The 19,185-nt window shown below is 43.8% G+C and carries 15 protein-coding genes; 6 read left to right on the top strand and 9 right to left on the bottom strand.

All coding sequences use genetic code 11. From position 1 onward, the window contains the following. Positions 1-74: 74 nt before the first annotated feature. The 3 genes from DDT91_RS04290 to DDT91_RS04280 form a co-directional block, all read right to left on the bottom strand. Positions 75-1,232 (bottom strand): acyl-CoA dehydrogenase family protein, encoded by a 1,158-nt coding sequence (locus DDT91_RS04290; protein WP_187175099.1) that lies wholly within the window; start codon positions 1,230-1,232, stop codon positions 75-77. Positions 1,233-1,387: 155 nt separating this feature from the next. Then, complete coding sequence (locus tag DDT91_RS04285) at positions 1,388-1,978, bottom strand: hypothetical protein (RefSeq protein WP_187174903.1); 591 nt, start codon at positions 1,976-1,978, stop codon at positions 1,388-1,390. A gap of 371 nt (positions 1,979-2,349) precedes the next feature. Continuing rightward, positions 2,350-2,919: a hypothetical protein gene (locus DDT91_RS04280; protein ID WP_187174902.1), complete on the bottom strand. Its 570-nt coding sequence runs from the start codon at positions 2,917-2,919 to the stop codon at positions 2,350-2,352. 128 nt (positions 2,920-3,047) lie between these two features. Here DDT91_RS04280 and DDT91_RS04275 point away from each other — a divergent pair, with 128 nt between their 5' ends. Both DDT91_RS04275 and DDT91_RS04270 read left to right on the top strand, forming a co-directional pair. Then, on the top strand, positions 3,048-3,644 hold the full coding sequence (locus DDT91_RS04275) for a hypothetical protein (protein WP_187174901.1): 597 nt from the start codon (positions 3,048-3,050) through the stop codon (positions 3,642-3,644). Between the two features lie 4 nt (positions 3,645-3,648). Continuing rightward, entirely contained in the window at positions 3,649-4,716 is a 1,068-nt protein-coding gene (locus DDT91_RS04270; RefSeq protein WP_187174900.1) for a carboxylesterase, read from the top strand. Between the two features lie 36 nt (positions 4,717-4,752). Here DDT91_RS04270 and DDT91_RS04265 read toward each other — a convergent pair whose 3' ends face one another. From DDT91_RS04265 to DDT91_RS04245, 5 genes are all read right to left on the bottom strand, one after another. Next, positions 4,753-6,657 carry a sialate O-acetylesterase gene (locus tag DDT91_RS04265; RefSeq protein WP_187174899.1) on the bottom strand — a complete coding sequence of 635 codons (1,905 nt, stop codon included), beginning with the start codon at positions 6,655-6,657 and terminating at the stop codon, positions 4,753-4,755. A gap of 51 nt (positions 6,658-6,708) precedes the next feature. Continuing rightward, positions 6,709-8,022: a xylose isomerase gene (gene xylA / locus DDT91_RS04260; RefSeq protein ID WP_187174898.1), complete on the bottom strand. Its 1,314-nt coding sequence runs from the start codon at positions 8,020-8,022 to the stop codon at positions 6,709-6,711. A 102-nt stretch (positions 8,023-8,124) separates the two neighbouring features. Next, positions 8,125-9,621 (bottom strand): xylulokinase, encoded by a 1,497-nt coding sequence (locus DDT91_RS04255; protein ID WP_187174897.1) that lies wholly within the window; start codon positions 9,619-9,621, stop codon positions 8,125-8,127. 1 nt (position 9,622) lies between these two features. After that, positions 9,623-11,266: a sodium/sugar symporter gene (locus DDT91_RS04250; RefSeq protein ID WP_187174896.1), complete on the bottom strand. Its 1,644-nt coding sequence runs from the start codon at positions 11,264-11,266 to the stop codon at positions 9,623-9,625. Positions 11,267-11,392: 126 nt separating this feature from the next. Then, entirely contained in the window at positions 11,393-12,205 is an 813-nt protein-coding gene (locus tag DDT91_RS04245; protein ID WP_187174895.1) for an aminotransferase class IV, read from the bottom strand. Positions 12,206-12,370: 165 nt separating this feature from the next. On the opposite strand from DDT91_RS04245, the gene sdaAB reads away from it, so the two are divergent. From sdaAB to DDT91_RS04230, 3 genes are read left to right on the top strand one after another with little or no spacing between them, the layout of a single operon-like run. Beyond that, positions 12,371-13,048 (top strand): L-serine ammonia-lyase, iron-sulfur-dependent subunit beta, encoded by a 678-nt coding sequence (sdaAB, locus tag DDT91_RS04240; protein ID WP_187174894.1) that lies wholly within the window; start codon positions 12,371-12,373, stop codon positions 13,046-13,048. 27 nt (positions 13,049-13,075) lie between these two features. Continuing rightward, positions 13,076-14,410, top strand: coding sequence for a TolC family protein (locus DDT91_RS04235; protein ID WP_187174893.1), 1,335 nt, complete (start codon positions 13,076-13,078; stop codon positions 14,408-14,410). Positions 14,411-14,413: 3 nt separating this feature from the next. Beyond that, positions 14,414-15,727 carry an efflux RND transporter periplasmic adaptor subunit gene (locus DDT91_RS04230; RefSeq protein WP_187174892.1) on the top strand — a complete coding sequence of 438 codons (1,314 nt, stop codon included), beginning with the start codon at positions 14,414-14,416 and terminating at the stop codon, positions 15,725-15,727. Between the two features lie 238 nt (positions 15,728-15,965). On the opposite strand, the gene DDT91_RS04225 is transcribed toward DDT91_RS04230, so the two are convergent. Further along, a complete protein-coding gene (locus tag DDT91_RS04225; protein WP_187174891.1) occupies positions 15,966-18,239 on the bottom strand; it encodes a TonB-dependent receptor in 2,274 nt (757 codons plus the stop codon). A gap of 183 nt (positions 18,240-18,422) precedes the next feature. On the opposite strand from DDT91_RS04225, the gene DDT91_RS04220 reads away from it, so the two are divergent. Beyond that, the gene (locus DDT91_RS04220) at positions 18,423-19,082 is read left to right on the top strand and encodes a metal-dependent transcriptional regulator (RefSeq protein WP_187174890.1); all 660 of its coding nucleotides are present in this window, start codon (positions 18,423-18,425) and stop codon (positions 19,080-19,082) included. Positions 19,083-19,185: the final 103 nt, after the last annotated feature.

The following is a 19,185-nucleotide window of genomic DNA, read 5'->3' as shown; positions in this document are numbered from 1 at the left end:
ACGTTGGATATTTTGGGTGTTTCTTACAGCATCAATTACTCAAAATTATTGGGCTTCACCAAATCGTATTCAAATCAGCTCAAAATTTTGCGGGCAATCAATTCTTTCATGATTTCGTTGGTGCCCGCATAGATACGCTGCACACGGGCATCAGCCCAAGCCCTTGCTACTCCGTACTCCCACATATACCCATAGCCGCCATGGAGCTGCACACATTCGTCAGCTACTTTACATTGCAGTTCTGTCATGTTGTATTTGGCAGCGGAAGCCATAGCCGGATCGAGCTTGCCGTCATTGTGTAGCTGTACAAGGTAATCGCAGTAGATTCGTCCCTGTTCTACCTGAGCAGCCATTTCAGCCAATTTGAATCGGGTATTTTGAAACTCAGAAATTGCCTTTCCAAATGCCTTGCGCTGCTTGACGTAGTCTATGGTACTGGAAAGTGCAAACTCCGCCAAAGCCAAAGCGGCAAGAGCTACCACGAGTCTTTCCTGAGCAAGTTCGGTCATCAGATATTTGAAACCTTCTCCTACCTTTCCCAGGAGATTCTCTTTGGGTACTTTCACGTCTTCAAAGAAAAGCTCACACGTGTCTTGCGCATGTAACCCAACTTTCTCAAAAGGAACTCCTTTGGAAAAACCCTGCATATCTTTATCAACCAAAAATAGAGATATTCCTTTTGCACCTCGTGTAGGATCTGTTTTGGCTGCTACCACCACCACGTCTGATAAATATCCATTGGTAATAAAAGTCTTTGCCCCATTGATGACAAAGTGATCTCCATGGTCAACGGCTGAAGTCCTCATCCCTTGCAAATCTGATCCTGCTCCAGGCTCAGTCATTGCAACAGCCCCAATATACTCACCGGAAATCATCTTGGGAATGTACTTTTGCTTGGCTTCCTTAGTGGCATAGTGTAGAATATATGGCATCACAATATCACTGTGAAGTGGATAGCCGATTGCCGGTCCAGAACATCCGCTTAGCCCTAATTCTTCGATCAAAATCGCATTGTATCTGAAGTCTTGAATATTCAATCCTCCCAAGTCTTCAGGAGCTTGAATTCCCAAAAATCCATTTTCTCCAAATTTGAGCCAAGATTCCCTGCTTACCATTTTCTGCTTTTCCCATGCTGCGTTGTGGGGGGTGATCTCTTTGGCGATAAAATCTCTTACACTTTGTCTGAAAAGTTCATGCTCTTCAGTAAATAAGGATCGATGTAGTCCGAACATATTTGGGTTTAGTTTTTCTGCCATCAAAAATAGGTAATTTGATTTGTTTGGTTTTTAACAAAAGGATTTCTTACACTTTAAAAACAAGAACGTGTCAAAAAAAAAGTCCCGGATTCTTTAATTCCGGGACTTTTTGAAAAAGGAGCCTTTGAGATTTATTCGAAATACAAAGCTTTGGATCTTCCGTGGGCATCGGTCACTTTTACATAGACTTCCTCCGGAGAGACTCCTTTCAACTTGTAGTTCTTTCTAAAGCCTTCAGATTCCTGGATTTCTTCTGAAAAAATAAGCTGGTTTGTAACACCGTGTCGAATCTGAACATCCACACCCGGTTCGTCCAGTCCTACCACTGTCAAATTGATTGTTCCATCGTCAATCTTTTTTCCGTAGGCCGCAAGGGGAAGTTCTTCCGTCGGCTTTTGTTTGTCAAAAGTCGCTACCTCATAGACTACTTCTTCATCACCCGTAGTGATCTTAACCCGATATTCTCCACATGGCATTTGACTGAGATTGTAAGGAATAATCAAATCTTGTGTGCCGACTTTGACCTTTTTCTGGTGAAGCTTTCTTCCCGTGTGGTCAAAGATGGCAACCTTTGCCTCTCCTACTCCTTCTTTCAGGAGTACATTGACTGTTTTAAATTTTGCCTGAACATTTGACAGTGACATCAAATCATCTGCGGCGTTGGCGGCTAGGCTGCTAAAAGATAAAGCGCCTGCAAGTGCGAAAGTGAATAAGGTTTTCATAAAACATGTTGGTTTAGTGTTGTGCTAGCTATCTTGCCAAGCACATACCAACTCGATCTGGCACATTCCATATTCGCCTTTCTATTGAGGTCAGATTAGCATTTTTTAAGCATTGTCATTCAAGTCTTGAATTCTGCTCCCTGACCCAAAAAGTGTTTTTTGTGACCAGATGTGGGAAAAAGCCTGTCCATTTGTATCACTACCGTACAGATCGGCTTAGATTTTAAAAATCTCCGGGTTGCATGGTATCCAAAAGGTTAAGAGAAATTAATTTTCAAAAAACTTAAATCACTGAAAACAAAGTGTTTAAAAACAAAAAAACCTGTACGAAATTGTACAGGCATTGTCCGAATTAACTCAATTTTTGAGGCTTAAAAGGCATACCCAAAACCTATCCCAGCGAATAAGGGCCAGAATCCATTGTTGTTGAAAATGGGAGTCAGATTAAATCTCCAAGTAAATCCACCATCAACAGGAATTTTCCTATAACCGAAGTTCATGGTTCCCATTATGCTCGGTGATCCATCAACCGGTAGAATAAATTCATAGCCTCCATAGGTTTCATAAGAATTACAGACATAATTACCATTACTGTCATAATACCAATTGGAGCAATAGGTGGAATTTTCAGGCTCATTAAACGCAAAAAACGTGGCACCCAATCCCAGCTCAAAATAGTGAGGCCCTTTTCCGTATAACTTATTGACCATCACAGGAAGGGAAAAGAAGGAATCACCCTCTGTACCATACCCCCCAGCTCCGATTCGCATTCCCCAAGAATCCATCCGGCTCTTATCAAAACGGAAATCATAATTAAAGCTATAGGCCAATCCTGCACCACCCAATTCCAAATAGACTGATCGGTAGGGCGTCACATTTTCTTGGGCATGGGATTTTATCCCAAGGGTAAGAATTAATAAAATCAAAAGCGCTTTCTTCATAGTAGGTTTAGTTTAACAATCTGAAAGTAGTACGAAAAATCGACTCGGGTAGCTACAAAAGCTCATTTTTTTAAAATCAAAAAGTCCAAAAGGCGGTTAATAATAGTACTAATCGATTAATTTTAAGCATGTTCGAGAAAAAAGCATTTTTTCAAAAACCAAGTTGGGTCACCTTTACTCTAGGTCTTGGAATTCCTCTACTTCTTACTGCTTGTATTCAAGTAGACGAGGATCCGTACAACCAATGCCCACTTCCCATCAAGGCGGAAGCAACAGGAATCAAGGAGGTCTTTTTTAGTCCTTATCGTAATAAACGCTACGCCAACACTTCAGACACCGTTTCTATTTCCGATTTCGGGTTCAATTTTGAGCTGGAAGTGAAAAAAAGGCAAAACGACAATACTGAAGACACCTGGCAAAATGCTTATCCTCTCACCTGTGAGGAAACCTTTCACATTGGTAATATTTCCAATATCTCAGTGGTATTGACAGGGCCTTTTGCAGGATTGCCTATCGGAACTGATATTTCCTACGCGCTAATCACTCCCGATGGAAAGCGAATCTCTGACTTGAGAAACTTTGAAAACATCTCTGTGTATTTTGGATCCAAACTTACCCTAAGACCTGCACCTTATTCTCAATTAAAAACCCGGATATTTGTATTCTTCCGGAATGGTGATCAAGCATTCATGGATTCTACCTCACCTTATTTAAAGATTGACTGATTTTATGCTCAAAAAAATCTTCCTGGGACTTTTTGCCACCGCAATGATCCTTGCCATTGTCTACATGCTCGGACCCAAGGTAAAAACTCAGGAACTCCAAATTGAATTCCCGGAGGTACCCACCCGAATTACAGAACTTGAAGAGTACCTTAGAAACAGGGAAGACTCGGTAATCGGACTTAAAGAGGGAAATGAAGCCTATATCGTGTGGGCAGACACCGCCAATAAAACCAAAACTCCTTACTCTATAGTCTACATCCATGGATTTGGGGCTGGACCTATGGAAGGAGATCCGGTGCATCGATTCTTGGCGGATCACTTTGGAGCCAATCTTTTCGTGACCCGCCTGCCCGAACACGGCATTAGACGGGAAAACGGAATGGCCTACCTGACTGCGCAGAAATTAGCCGACGCCGCTGGTGAAGCTTATCAGATCGGGAAAAGTCTAGGAGATAAAGTCATCGTGGTGGGTACCTCCATGGGTGGCGCTTTGACCCTACTTTTGGCGAGTCAGCAGCCTGATATTCATGCATTGGTCCTTTATTCTCCTGCTATTCGGGATGGAGGATCCAGGCTTGAAGGCTTTTTTAAGCCCTGGACAAAGTGGCTCATGGAGAAAACAATGATGGAAAACAGTGTGATTCATCAACAGAGAAAGGGAGAAAAGGCAGCTTACTGGTCAGAAGATTACCATATCAACGGATACGAAAGCCTGGCTGTCTTGCTCTACAGCGAAATGAATCAGGAGACCTTCTCCAAAGTCACTCAGCCTTTGTTTTTGGGATATTATTACAAAAACGATCAGGAACAAGACTTCGTGGTTTCAGTACCCAAAATGCTGGAAATGTACAGCCAGGTAGGAACCGACTCGACTTTAAAAAGAGAAATGGCTTTTCCAAAAACAGGAGACCACGTGATCGCTTCTTCCATCACTTCTCAAGACTGGCAGACAGTCTTGTTTAGTACGATTGACTTTCTGGAAAATGTAGCCAAAGTTCCTGCCCGAGAAGTCTATCAAAAGCGCGTGGAAGAAATGACAAAAGCGAATGAACTTCTTCAAAAAATGAACTAAAACAAAAAATGAGCGGGAAATTTCCCGCTCATTTTTTTAGAATGATTTCCTGAATGGTGTCGTAGGAAGATGGATCGAGTTGACCAAATTGACCTCGGGATTATCTGCCCAAGCGTATCGGATACCAACCGGAGTGAGTCCTTCAGGAATGGTAAGGGTGACAAGGTCAGAGCCGGAAATCGCCCCCTTGACCACTTCAAATTGACCTTCGGCATCTTCCATGATAAAACCCAGGACTTCATCTCCAAACGCCAGCTTCAATCCCTCTCCCACTTCGTCAAAGCTGACCAAAACGTGGTTGCCTTCCCGCTTCACTTCTCTGATTTGGGGTCCAGAAGCTAAAATTTCCTCTCCAAAAACCACTTTTCTAGCCTGAAGCCAAAGCCTTTCTCCCACATCTTTTTTGTTTCTAGGGTGAATATCACCTTCTTCACCAATATCGATAATCGTGGCCATGCCGGTATTGGGCAGTTCCAGGGTCTGAGTCTGTGCTTCTCTTAAAAAAGCCCAGTTACTCTCAGGCTGCACTTCCTTACGCTCCATAAAATTAGCCAATTGAACAAACAGGAATGGCATTTCCTCCTGATTCCAGCGGGTTCTCCAGTTGGTGATCATCGTGCCAAACAACTCCCGGTATTCTTCTGCCCTTCCGGCATTGCTTTCTCCCTGATACCAAATCACTCCCCTGATAGCATAACTGGTCAACGGAGCTATCATGGCGTTAAACATGAATCCCGGCTTCCAGTTGAAGTATTCCACTTTGGGCAGTTGAGGTTCTACCACATCATTGGAATAGGACCAATTACCTTCCAAACTGATTTTTTTACCGTTTTGTGTAAGATACATCCCACCTGCTGTACCGATGGCCGGGTGGTTGTCCCAAGTATTGATCGCGCGAATGGTGAGTACATTTTGCCCCATCTTGAGCAAGTCAGCTGGAAGTTCCAGGTCCGGCATCGCTGCTCCCCAGTCTTTGTAATGAATCTGCACTCCATTGAGATAAATAAATCCCATTTGCTCCACCCTGCTGAGCGTGAGTATGACAGGCGCTTTGGAGGAGAGGTTAAACTTTTTCCTTACCCAAGCGATATGTTCCAAAGGATTGGCAGCCGGAAGGGAAATATTTTTCCATCCGGATTCTGTGTAAGCCAGGGAAGCTACCTCCCCGGCCATCAGCGAATCAGGACGACGTACCAGCAAGTCCCTCATTTCCCTCCTCTTTTCATTTTCTGTCAGGATTTCTTTCCATTTAGCCTGATTTTCGATCACTTCCCTCGCTTCCTCTGTATAGGATCGATCCTCTATTTTTGCCAAAACCTGCGCCTCGGTCCATCCTTCTGCCGGTGTTCCTCCCCAATTGGACTCGATGATCCCCACGGGAACATTTTGCTCCAGATGATTCTTTTTGGCAAAAAACCAAGCCACTGCCGAGAAATCAGGAAGGTTTTCCGCATTGGCCACCTTCCAACTACCTGAAGAAACATCAGACTTCTCTGCAGCACTATAATCCTTTTCAACCTTAAAAAACCGAATCTGTGGATAATCCGGATTGGCAAATTCCTCCTCCCTACCGATCACTCCGGCATTGAGCGCCCACTCCATATTGGACTGACCACCTGCCAGCCACACGTCTCCGATGTACACGTCTTCGACTGTTTGAACATTGACTTGGAGCTGAAAAGGTCCCCCAGCAGCTAAAGGGGGAAGCTGAACCTTCCAAGTACTGTCTTCTGCAACTTTAGCACTTCCTACCGCACCGGCCAAAGCCACCCTTACCTTTTCTCCAGGGCTCCCCTTTCCCCAAATCTGAACAGGTTGATCCCGTTGCAAGACCATTCCTTTGGAAATCAACTTAGGCAAAATCACTGGAGATTGAGGGATCGGAACCTCACAACCAAACAGAATGGCCACTAGGCCAAGTATTAAAGCGTACTTTCTCATAAGTGATGCGGTTAAAAAAAAAGGGAGACTTTTGTCTCCCTTTAAGATCGATCAAATAAATCGATTGATCAAATTTTCGAAGTATTCTTGCTTACCACTGTATTGCTTTGGTTCACCCACTTCAAATGCATAGGCTCTGAGATCTTCCAGAGTCAACTTACCCTCTTCGAAAGCCTTTCCCTTACCGGAGTCAAAGCTAGCATAGCGGTTCTTTCTTCTGGCCAGGTAATCGGATTTTTCCATGATATCGGCAGCAATAAGCAATCCTCTAGCAAAGGCATCCATACTGCCGATGTGTGCTAGGAAGAGATCCTCAGGATCAGTAGAGTTTCTTCTCACTTTCGCATCAAAGTTGACACCGCCACCCTGCAAGCCTCCAGCTGCCAGAATCACTAGCATGGACTCAGCCAATTCCTGGAGATTCAAGGCAAACTGATCTGTATCCCAGCCATTTTGGTAATCTCCTCGGTTGGCATCGATGGATCCCAACATGCCGGCGTCGGCTGCTACTTGAAGTTCGTGCTGGAAGGTATGACCAGCCAAAGTCGCATGATTGACTTCAATGTTGAGTTTGAAATCCTTATCTAAACCAAAGTGACGAAGGAAGCCGATCACGGTCTCGGAATCATAATCATACTGATGCTTGGTTGGCTCCATAGGCTTAGGCTCGATAAAGAAGGTACCTTTAAAACCGTTCTTTCTGGCATAATCTCTAGCCATGGTGAGGAATCTGGCCAAATGCTCCTTCTCCCGCTTCATGTCGGTGTTAAGCAAGGACATGTATCCTTCTCTTCCTCCCCAAAACACGTAGTTTTCACCACCCAATTTGATGGTAGCATCCAGCGCATTTTTTACTTGAGTTCCGGCAAAAGCCAATACATCAAAGTTTGGGTTTGTGGAAGCACCATTCATATACCGAGGATTGCTGAATACATTGGCAGTGCCCCAGAGCAGCTTCACACCGCTTGCCTTCTGATGCTCTGCAGCATAATCGGTGATGATCTGCATGCGTTTTTCATATTCTGCCAAGTTTGGACCCTCATCGATCAAATCCACATCATGGAAACAGTAGTAATCCACACCGATTTTAGTGATGAATTCAAAAGCTGCATCCATTTTATCTTTGGCTCTCTGAATAGGGTCGGGATGAGCATCCCAAGGATGAACGATAGTACCGGGGCCAAATGGATCTCCACCTGTACCGCAGAAGGAATGCCAATAAGCAATTGCAAACTTGAAGTGCTCCTTCATGGTCTTTCCGGCCACGACGCGGTTTTCGTCATAGTATCTGAAGGCTAGTGGATTGTCACTGTTGTGTCCTTCATACTGGATTTTTCCGATGTTAGGGAAATAGGTCTTTGACATTGTTTTTTGGGTTATATAATAAATAGGTAAATAGGTTCTGCAATATGGGATTGAGAAGTTTGAAACTAAGGCGTCATAGATGAAGAGATTGAAGATCTCTCACTACTCACGTGCCAGTTCTTTCAGCCTCTTTTCCCAGTTGAAATAGACCTCTTCATAGGGTTCGTAGAAGTTGGCATTTGGTTCCAGAGTTTCCAACAATTCCAAACCATGGAAAGCCTGGTTTTCATCGGCAAATACCCCGGCGCCGATTCCGGCTCCTCTTGCAGCACCTTGCGCGCCATCCGTACTATACAATTCCAGATTTACCCGGTTCATGTGTACGAAGGTTTTTCGGAAAAGCGGACTCAAAAACATATTGGCGTGGCCAGCCTTTACCGTCTTCAGATTCATCCCCATATCCTTCATGATTCTGAATCCAAAGGTCAGGGCGGAAACAATTCCTTCCTGTGCGGCTCTTACCACATGTCTTTTGTCATGCTTAAGCAAATCCAGGCCCAACAGATGAGCGCCTACAGGTTTGTTTTGCATGATTCGCTCCACTCCGTTTCCAAATGGAATAAAGACCAATCCTTCTGATCCGATCAAAGCCCCATTTCCAAGGCTATTCATCTCTTCATAGGTGATTCTAGAGCCACCCATGACTTTTTTCAGCCAAGAATTGAGAATTCCGGTGCCATTTACGCAAAGTAATACTCCGTAGGAAGGCTTTTTCTTTGAGTGGTTGACATGGACGAAAGTATTCACCCTAGACTGTGGATCATATAGTGGTTCGTCACATACCCCATAGACCGTTCCGGAGGTTCCTGCAGTAGTGGCTAATTCGCCTGGCTTGAGAACCTGAAGCGAAAAGGCATTATTTGGTTGATCTCCTGCCCGATAGGAAATGGGTATTCCTGCTTCCAGTCCAGTTTCTTTGGCAGCAGCAGCAGTTACTTTTCCTTGTACAGAAAAAGATGGAACAGCCTCGGGCATCCATTCTTTGGGGATCTCCATTTGCTTTAAGAGCTTTTCGCTCAAGCCGTTCTTTTTGAAATCCCAGAAAATGCCCTCAGAGAGTCCTGTCTCAGAAGTCATGATTTCTCCTGTGAGTTTCATGGCAATGAAATCTCCTGGAAGCATGATCTTATGAATTTGGGAAGCCACTTCAGGCTGATTTTCCATCACCCATCTCAACTTAGACGCGGTGAAGTTGCCTGGGGAATTGAGTAAATGAGGAAGACAATAATCTGCTCCCAACTTCTTGAATGCCTTATCTCCTATTGCCACAGCCCGGCTATCGCACCAGATAATGGATGGTCGAAGCACCTTTTGATTTTTATCCACACAGACTAAGCCGTGCATCTGATAGGCAATGCCGATGGCCTTGAGTTCGCCTTTTTTTACTTCTGCCTTTTTTTGGACAAAAGCGATACATTCCTTCACATACTTCCACCACATCTCCGGGTCCTGTTCGGCCCAGCCGGATTGGGGAGAATCAATAGGCATTTCTTCTTCCGGAAAAGCTTTGGATGCAATGGATTTGCCTGAATCAGCATCCAAAAGGGAAGCTTTCACCGAAGAGCTTCCGATATCAAGTCCCAATAATAACTTTCTCATTTTACCAGAAAACTATATAAAGTGCTGCTGTAATACCTGCGATCAAAATTGCTCCGATCTTAAATCCTGTACTGGTTCTGAAAAGGTCTGAGTTGACATCGATGCTGTTTGGATGATCCTTGCCTTTGCCTTCCACCAGAGAAATGACAATCATCAAAGCTGCCAAAATCAAAAACACAAATCCCATTCGGTCAATGAAAGGTAAGGCAGGGAAGACCACTTTGAGCACTACTGAAAGCGGAATACTCAAGGAAGCCCCAACCAATGCTGCATTGGAAGTGGTCTTTTTCCAGAACACGCCGAAGAAGAAAATCGCAAAAACTCCCGGGCTGATAAAGCCTGTATACTCCTGAATAAACTGGAACGCCTGATCCAATTGACCTAAAGCCGGGGCAACAATAGCTGCAATCACAAAAGCTACTAAGGCTGTGATTCGACCTACTTTTACCTGAGTGGCTTCCGAAGCACTCTTTCCAAAGTACTTATTATAGATGTCCATGGTGAAAATAGTCGAGGTACTGTTGGCCATAGACGCCAAAGAAGAAACGATGGCAGCTGTCAAAGCCGCAAAAGCAAGGCCTTTCAATCCGGTAGGAAGGATTTGAAGTAGAGTCGGGTAAGCACGGTCAGACTTGATGATTCCTGTCACCGGGTCTTTCATGGACTCAATAAATGCCACATCAGTGCCATTATTCACAATTACCAAGGCGGCAATTCCGGGAATAACCACGATCAAAGGCATCAATAACTTCAGAAATCCGGCGAAAATCATCCCTTTCTGGGCTTCATCCAAGCTTTTGGCGGCCAAGGCTCTTTGAGTGATGTACTGATTGAAACCCCAATAACTGAGGTTGGTGATCCACATACCACCAACTAATACAGAGAGTCCAGGTAAATCCAGGTAAGCATCTCTTGTTCCGCCTTTTCCATCGGGAATCATCATTTCTCCTTTAGAAAGAATCATGGAAAAATGGCCGGGAACTTCTTTTCTGAGCAAACTGAGCCCTTCCCAAGCATCACCATTTCCAACCATACCCAAGGCAATGTAAGTGGTCGCCAATCCACCTGCAATCAAAAAGACCACTTGAATCACATCCGTCCAGGCCACGGCCTTCAATCCTCCATAGATCGAGTAAATCATGGCAAACAAAGCCAAACCGATGATTCCATAAGTAAGAGGAACATTTAAAATGGTATTCAAACTTAAGGCACCGAGATACAACACCGAGGTGAGGTTGACAAACACGTAAAGCAACAGCCAGAAAACAGCCATGGTAGTTCGGACTCTGGTGTCATAGCGGTCCAAAAGGAATCCCGGCATGGTATAGATTCCTTTCTTGATATAAACCGGGAGAAAGAAAATCGCCACTACCAGCAAAGTGGCCGCTGCCATCCACTCGTAGGTCGAAATGGCAAGACCAAGAGCAAAACCGGAACCTGACATTCCGATAAACTGCTCCGCTGAAATATTGGATGCAATCAGGGAGGCACCTACTGCCCACCATGGAAGTGCTTTACTTGCCAGAAAATAATCAGATGAGTTTTTGACATGTCCTTTTTTCTCTCGGGAAACGAAAATTCCCATCCCGATAATCAGAAAACAGTAGCCAAAGAATACGAGTAGATCGATAGGTTCTAAGAGCATAAAACAAGGTTGATTGAGGTTTTTGGGTAACGAGTAAGGTTATTAGTTTAAATTTTACAAATTAAGGTCGATAAATATAAGGCTTTGATGCAAACGTGTGCATATTTTCCAGACGCAAATCCTTTCTTATTCAAAAATTTTGTCAAGCCACTCAATGGGTTCAGTAGAAAATTTCGTCTGATTAAGTTTATCCAAATAACTAACACCCGTAACATTAGAAACCCAAGCTCTTTCGGCATTTAGAATCTCCATAGGATCAAATGCGCCCTCCAAAATCGTGATGTCTTTTTTCCAAAATTCTTCAATAATTACCCTTCTGGATACACCCGATATACATCCACAAAAAAGTGAAGGAGTAAAAATCTGACCGTCTTTTTCCCAAAAAATATTGGAAGCCCCGGCTTCTGAAATATTCCCCGAAGCATCCAGGAGAAGGATTTCATCCCAGTTCTTCCTCAACCTTTCCTGAGCAGCAAGAATGTAGGGAAGTGAGTTTAACGTCTTGAATCGACTCCAAGGAGAATAAAATAGGCGAACTGAATCCGAAAACCCAGCCAAGGATTTTACCTTCGGTGAAGCGTGAAAGGGTTCTAGGTGAATCGTCTGAACCAAATGGTTTTCAAGGGGCGTGTATTTGCCGGTACCCGATCGGAAAAGATTCCATCGAACTCTCAATTTCTGACCGGGATATTTGAAAGCGATAAGATTCTCAATGCTTCTAGGATCAGCATACTTTGTGTCAATTCCCAAAGCAAGCAGGCCTTCCTTGGCCCTCTGCCTATGATGATCTAAAAACCGTATTTTAACTTCATCAAACACCATCGTTTCAAAAACACCGTCCCCAAAATTCATCCCCCTGTTTGGAATAGGATAGCTTGACAGGGGTATCCAGGTAGTATTTTCATCCGAAAAAACAAAAGTTGTATCGGTATCGCTCATTTCACTGTCCGTTTTCGGCCACATTATCCATCTGTTCTATTCTGATGATGTTAAATTAGATAAACAAACTGCCGTTTAAGCCGAAAAAATACGGATTGATTGCAAAAAATAGCTTAATCTTGAAATCGATTTTGACTTAGCATTATAATTGGACTTGTTTAAGATATGGCAAATAAGAGCAGTGTATTTGATATGATTGGTCCGGTAATGATTGGGCCATCTTCTTCTCATACTGCAGGCGTGGTAAGAATTGCAAGAGCAGCCATTCGAATTTTGGGGGGAATACCTGATGAAGCGGTGGTTACATTCTATAATTCCTTTGCCAGAACCTACGAAGGGCATGGCAGTGACCGGGCGATTTTAGGAGGGTTGATGGATTTTCAGACGGATGACCCAAGGATAAAAAATGCCATTGAACTTGCCCAGAAGAGTAACCTGAAGTACACATTCAAATCCATCGGGAATTCTTCTGTTCATCACCCCAATACCATCAAGCTAAACCTGAAAAAAGGCAACGATCAAATCGAAGTAGTCGGCGAAAGCCTTGGAGGAGGTGTAATTAATATTGCTGAAGTGGATGGATTTGTGGCAAATTTCTCAGCTCAAGCACATACCCTGATTATAAAGGCAGATGACATTTCTGGAGCTATCGCATTTATTTCCAGCGTTATTGCCCAAGAAAAAACGAATATTGCAACCATGTCTGTTTCAAGAAAAGGAAAAAACGACTTGGCATGCCATGTAATTGAAATGGACTCAGGCATTAGAGAAACCACTATTGCCTATCTCAAATCCCTACCCTGGGTTAAGCAATTGATTTACATTCCCGATATTGACCTTTAATCAACAAGAAAAAATAACCAACTACCTATGAGAAACTTTTTGCTAACCCTGCTCCTCGTGATTGGGAGCCAGTTTACAGGACTTGCTCAAAATTCTACCTATGATTTGGAGTCCTGTGTCCAAATTGCGTTGGATAACAACCTGACCTTAAAACGAACCGAGTTGAATCAGCAGATCATCGAGGCAGATCTCCTTCAAAATAAAGGGCAAAGGATCCCCACCCTTTCAACAGGTTCAAGCTATGGATTCCGATGGGGACGATCCATCAACCCAGTAACCAACCTCTTCGAAAATAACCGGATTGGAAACGTCAACCTTACAGCCAATTCCAATGTGGCCCTATTCAGGGGTAATCAGATCAATAACAACATTGCCAGAGCAAAAACGAATCTCGAATCCGGGATGTATACCCTTGAAGCAACAAAAAATGAGATTACGCTAAATATTATCAATTTATTTATCAACGTGGTATTCAACAGAGAGCAGGTCAAAATAGCCGAAAACCAATTGAAAACCACTCAGGAACAATTGGAAAGAACCTCCAAACTCGTGGCGGCCGGTTCTTTGCCGATTTCTGACCAACTGGACCTTCAGTCTCAAAATGCCTCCAACCAACTGGAAGTAATCAATGCCAAAAACAACCTACGGATAGCCAAATTGAATCTGGCGCAAGCCATGCAAATCCCGTTTACGGATGATTTTGATGTAATTGAACCAAAATTTGAAATCAACAATACCTTGATGGCTTCCGAAAATCCGGAAGAAATATTTGCGAAGGCAGTAGAATACATGCCTGAAATCAAAGCTGCCGAAACAGATCTTCGTAGTGCCGAATACGGGGTAAAAATTGCAAAAGGAGCATTTTATCCCACTTTAGGACTAGGGGCCAACGTTTTCACTAACTATGTCGATCAGGTATTTGGTCAAGACAGACCCTCCTTTGGTACCCAAATCGAAACCAACCTTTCCCAAGCCGCACAATTGCAATTAAGCATCCCGATTTTTACCAACTTCAACAACAAATCTAATTTGCAGAGAGCGAGAGCTCAGCAGCAAATCAGTGAAGTGGCTGCCTTAGAGGCGAAAAACAAATTGAGACAAGACATAGAAACAGCTTACAACAGTGCCCTTTCTGCACAGCTCTCCTTTGAAGCTTCCCAGACTCGGGTAAAAAGCCTCGAAGAAACATTCAGAATCGCACAGCAAAGATTTGATTTGGGAGCGATCAACTCAGTGGATTTCCAAATCGCCCAAAACAACCTATTCAATGCACAGGCTGACCTTCTCAATGCCAAATACACCTACATTTTCAGAGTAAAAGTTCTTGATTTCTACTTAGGTAACCCCATTAATCTTAACTAAACCATGGCTACTAAAAAGTCTAATAAACTTCTTTATTACCTACTCGGAGCAGTAGGAGTGATTATTGTCTTTGCTGTTATCGGTCGCTCTGCAGGCTGGATTGGTGGGGCAAAAGAAACCGAAGTAGAATTTGCTACTGTCAAAAAGACGGCTATCGTAGAGAAAGTAAGTGCTTCCGGAGAAATCCAGCCTGAGGTCGAGGTTAAACTATCCCCAGACGTAGCGGGGGAAATCATCGAGCTCAATGTACAGGAAGGCGACTCTGTGGAATTAGGTAAACTTCTGGTTAAAATCAGACCTGACAACTTCATTTCTGCTTTGGATAGAACCCGAGCCAATCTCAACCAGCAAATGGCCAACCTGGCCCAATCCAGAGCCAGCTTGCAGCGTGCAGAGGCTCAGTTTACGAGATCTGAGTTGGATTTTAAAAGACAAAAAACCCTTCATGAGCAGAAAGCCATCTCCGATGCAGACTATGAACAGGCTCTTGCCAACTACATCACGGCACAGAAAGACCTGGAAGCTGCCAAACAGAATGTGATAGCAGCAGAATTTATCGTAAAAAGCTCGCAAGCATCAGTCAATGAAGCCTCTGAAAATCTGCGCTTGACTAATGTGAACTCTCCGGTTTCCGGCATCGTGTCCAGCTTGAAAGTAGAAAAAGGTGAGCGCGTGGTGGGAACGCAGCAGATGGCCGGTACTGAGATGATGACCATTGCCGACCTGTCAAAAATGGAAGTTAGAGTGGACGTCAATGAAAATGATATCGTAAGACTTTCCCTTGGCGATACTACCATCATCGATGTGGATGCGTATTCATCCACCGGAAAAAAGTTCAAAGGTATCGTAACCAGTATCGCAAATACCGCAAATACGAAAGCTTCAGTAGATGCGGTAACCGAATTCAAAGTGAAAATCAGAATTCTTAATGATTCCTATGCAGATCTGGTCAAGGCTGGAAATAAATATCCTTTCCGTCCTGGAATGACCGCTTCGGTAGAGATCATGACCAATGCCAAAACCGATGCACTGGCTATTCCTCTTTCAGCAGTGACCACTCGTGAATCCAAACAAGACAGCTTGACTGGCGGTGCAACCAAGGCCAAAGAAATTGTGTTTGTGAGCGAAAACGGAGAAGCTAAAACCAGAACCGTAAAAACAGGAATTTCAGATTATGAAAACATTGAAATCCTGGAAGGCCTGAAGGAAGGCGATGAAGTCATTTCAGGTCCATATTTCATCGTGAGCAAACAATTAAAAGAAGGGGATAAAGTGAAGAAACTCACCACCCCAAAACCTGAGGAAGAGAAAAAATAATAAAGTCTGATCCCCGCCTAGTGCGGGGATTTTTTTGCTCGCTTCCACCGAGGAAGTTTCATTTTCAAGCCACCTTGAGCGTCCTCGCTCACAGTTTTTATTAGGATTGGTTAGTTCAATTAAACCCATTAATAAATTGATAATAAGGATAGTAAGAATAAAAAAGCTGTTAGTGAAGACACTAACAGCGGCATAAATAGGAAACTAACAGAGGCTATCGGATTTTTAAAAATTCATCCTAATTCCATGTGTACCTTACTCCAAAAAAGCCTCTGATCCCCTGATTAGGAGCAAACATATACGTGGGGTCAAACGTAAGGGCATTTGGATTTTCAGGAGTCGGAACCACATTTCCGGCACCGTCAAACGCCACTCCCCGGTCAAAAGGATCAAAAGCTCTCGCGATGCTGTTAGCTGGAGGGGTGTAATTGAGGAGATTTTTTACCCCTCCATAGATTTCCCATTTTTCTCCCAAGCCTTTGGTAATCTGAATATTTTGAAGACTCCACCAAGGGGAATATTCGGGACGGTCATCCAACTCACCCAGCAAAGGAAGCCTCATCGGACTGTACACATTTCCGGTATAATCTATAGTCAATTCGAGAGGATGGATATGATATCCGATAGTCCAAACACCGGAAAACCGCTCAGTAAACAGCTGCCTTTCCCTGACACCATTTTCCTCCAAGGAAACATCCATCAAGGTAATTCCTGTTAACAGCTTAAATCCATTGGCCCACAAGCCGTCAAAATTGAAACTTAGCCCCTGACTCCTCGAAGTACCATCCAGATTGGCATAAATGATTTGATTGGGGTTGGTCTCATAGTCAGGAATGATCTGATTGGAAAATTGGGTGTAGAAAACACTGCCTTCAAGACCGAAATAATTCCCTTGGTCGCTGTAAATTTTCTTGACGAGGTTGGTATTCACATTCCAGCTTCTTTCCGGATCCAGTTCTTCCTCAAAAACTACCTGTCTGGCACCTGTCAAGGCCGCATGGTCTTCGGTGAATACATTCGCTACCCGGAATCCATTGCCAATCGATGTTCTCCAGATCAGCGACTTATCTTCTGAACTGATTTTATAATTCAGTCTGGGAGACCAAATGGAGCCGTGCACCGTGTTATAGTCGTATCGAATCCCTCCCAATAGGCTTTGTGTCTTTGACAATTTCAATTCATTCTGCAAAAATAACCCCGGCAAATGAGTGATAAAGGGGGAATTCCCCTGTCCATTACTTTCTGCAGTTGCAGGAGTGCTGTCATCATAGTAAGTCAATCGGTAAGCTGCACCTGCCAAGAGTTGATTTTTGCCCAATAATTTATTCCATGTAAGCTGACCGAATCCGATCCGCTGGTCTGCTCCATAAAACACATCCCCGTAATAGGAATCTTGCTTGTGACCGTTTGCTGAAAACTGGAAATTGATCTGCTCTTTCACGGGAAGCTGATAGTTGCCAAAAAACTCCCAACGCTGCGTGCGGATGCTTTCCCCATAGATCACATCTCCTCCCCGAAAAGCCGGAGTCCAGCTCATCTGACCACCCCAGCGGTCCTCATGAATATACCTCCCAGCAAGAGAGAGAAGGTTGCCTTTCTTTTGGGTGATTTGAAGCTTCTGAAAAACAGAAAATCGCTTTTGCAACGTCAGATCGGTCATTCCGTCCTGGTTGTTGTCGATCGGATTATCATACCAGAAGGTATTGACTCCGGTGAGGGATTGGATTTTTTTTCCAAAGGAAGACTTGATACCCAAGTCCAGATTGAGTTCTCCCCAAGTGGTACCAAAAGCATCAAAAGAAACCAAAGGAGCATTTTCCGGCCTTTTCGTAATGATATTAATCAATCCTCCGACAGCTTCTGAACCATAAAGCGTCGAAGCAGGCCCTTTGACCACCTCGATTCGGTCTATCAAGGCCTGAGGAATACCCGAAAGCCCATAAACCGTTGCCAACCCACTCACAATCGGCATTCCATCAATCAAAATCATGGTATAAGGTCCCGCCAAGCCGTTGATCTGGATATCTCCGGTGTTGCAAATGTTACAGTTGACCTGTGGCCGGACGCCATTGATATTTTGAAAGGACTCAAAAAGTGACGGAGCAGGATTAGACCTGAAAAAAGAACTTTTATATACTTCTACCGGCACCGGGCTATCTAGCCTGGAAACCTCCTGTAGTGTCCCGCTCACCACCACTTCGTCCAATTGATTATCCATGGCTGACAAGGTGATGCTAAGCTCTTTTTCTCCTGTTTCCAGGACTTTGGAAAAAGACTGAAATCCCAAACGAGAAAATTGAAGGGTCACTCGTTCGGTAGAAGGAATGGCCAATTCAAACCTACCCAGGCTGTCTGTCAACGTGCCTTTTCCGGTTTCCTTTATGAGCACCTGAACCAGCTCAAGTCCTTCACCTTTCTGGGATTTGACCTCTCCTTTTAGCAGACTCTGAGCGGACAGACTTGAGCAAATCATGCCCACAAACATCAATAATGGTACTAGTTTCCTATTCATATATGCAACAATATTGCATTTATACTCCAAATTAATAACAAGGTTTTGTACTTCCGCAACTATTTCAAAAATCCAGAAAGTCAAAATCAAGATTATTAGAATTGCAAAATTACAAAGTTAGACTATTCTAACAAATTTGTTTTTCTTATTAAAGCCATTTTAATTTGAAATGAATTACAACCTATGGCATCGAGCACCGAAGAAAACTACCTCAAGTCCCTATACAATCTTGCCAATGTCCAGGGAGAAGTCAACCTGTCTGAATTGGCTGCGAGCTTGCAAGTAAGTTTGCCAACGGCAAACAGCATGGTCAAATCCCTCCAAAAGAGCGGTTGGGTGATTTATGAAAAGTACAAGCCCCTGACTTTAACTAAAGAAGGCAAAAAGACCGCAGCCTTGATCATACGCAAACACCGGCTGACAGAAATGTTTCTAGTCAAAGTGATGAATTTCGGATGGGAGGAAGTGCATGAAGTCGCCGAGCAGATTGAACATATTCACGCTCCAAAATTTTTCGAGCGAATGGATCAGATGTTGGGATTTCCCACGGTCGATCCTCATGGCTCGCCCATTCCTGACCCCCAGGGTAAAATCACTCCCCTTTCCTATACTCCTCTCGCCCATGCGAAGCCTGGTCAACACGTACAATTAGCAGCCTTGACCAATTCTTCCACGGAGTTCTTAGAGTTTCTTAATAGTCGAAAACTTTCCTTAGGAACCCAACTGACCATCCTTTCCAAAGAATCTTATGACCAAAGCATGGTGGTAAGCTATGCCCATCATCCTTCAGAAACCTTGAGTGAAAAGGTATGCGAGCGGTTGTTGGTAAGGGTGCTGGATTAATTCCTTTGGCCTTCTGTTAAACATTGACTCTGAAAGAAATTACACTTTCGGTAAATTCATTTTTCTGCCTGCCCCCTATTTTCGGATTCTGTTTTCCTTCATG

The organism is Algoriphagus sp. AK58, assembly GCF_014324365.1.
In the GTDB taxonomy this organism is placed as follows: Bacteria; Bacteroidota; Bacteroidia; order Cytophagales; family Cyclobacteriaceae; genus Algoriphagus.
This window is presented reverse-complemented; position numbering and strand designations above follow the sequence as displayed.

Excerpts from the sequence above, each read along its gene's own strand:
- DDT91_RS04230 (WP_187174892.1), top strand. The coding sequence starts at position 14,414 with ATGGCTACTAAAAAGTCTAATAAACTTCTTTATTACCTACTCGGAGCA.
- sdaAB (WP_187174894.1), top strand. The coding sequence starts at position 12,371 with ATGGCAAATAAGAGCAGTGTATTTGATATGATTGGTCCGGTAATGATT.
- DDT91_RS04255 (WP_187174897.1), bottom strand. The coding sequence starts at position 9,621 with ATGAGAAAGTTATTATTGGGACTTGATATCGGAAGCTCTTCGGTGAAA.
- DDT91_RS04280 (WP_187174902.1), bottom strand. The coding sequence starts at position 2,919 with ATGAAGAAAGCGCTTTTGATTTTATTAATTCTTACCCTTGGGATAAAA.
- DDT91_RS04270 (WP_187174900.1), top strand. The coding sequence starts at position 3,649 with ATGCTCAAAAAAATCTTCCTGGGACTTTTTGCCACCGCAATGATCCTT.
- DDT91_RS04220 (WP_187174890.1), top strand. The coding sequence starts at position 18,423 with ATGGCATCGAGCACCGAAGAAAACTACCTCAAGTCCCTATACAATCTT.
- DDT91_RS04225 (WP_187174891.1), bottom strand. The coding sequence starts at position 18,239 with ATGAATAGGAAACTAGTACCATTATTGATGTTTGTGGGCATGATTTGC.
- DDT91_RS04290 (WP_187175099.1), bottom strand. The coding sequence starts at position 1,232 with ATGTTCGGACTACATCGATCCTTATTTACTGAAGAGCATGAACTTTTC.
- DDT91_RS04235 (WP_187174893.1), top strand. The coding sequence starts at position 13,076 with ATGAGAAACTTTTTGCTAACCCTGCTCCTCGTGATTGGGAGCCAGTTT.
- DDT91_RS04245 (WP_187174895.1), bottom strand. The coding sequence starts at position 12,205 with ATGAGCGATACCGATACAACTTTTGTTTTTTCGGATGAAAATACTACC.
- DDT91_RS04250 (WP_187174896.1), bottom strand. The coding sequence starts at position 11,266 with ATGCTCTTAGAACCTATCGATCTACTCGTATTCTTTGGCTACTGTTTT.
- xylA (WP_187174898.1), bottom strand. The coding sequence starts at position 8,022 with ATGTCAAAGACCTATTTCCCTAACATCGGAAAAATCCAGTATGAAGGA.
- DDT91_RS04275 (WP_187174901.1), top strand. The coding sequence starts at position 3,048 with ATGTTCGAGAAAAAAGCATTTTTTCAAAAACCAAGTTGGGTCACCTTT.
- DDT91_RS04285 (WP_187174903.1), bottom strand. The coding sequence starts at position 1,978 with ATGAAAACCTTATTCACTTTCGCACTTGCAGGCGCTTTATCTTTTAGC.
- DDT91_RS04265 (WP_187174899.1), bottom strand. The coding sequence starts at position 6,657 with ATGAGAAAGTACGCTTTAATACTTGGCCTAGTGGCCATTCTGTTTGGT.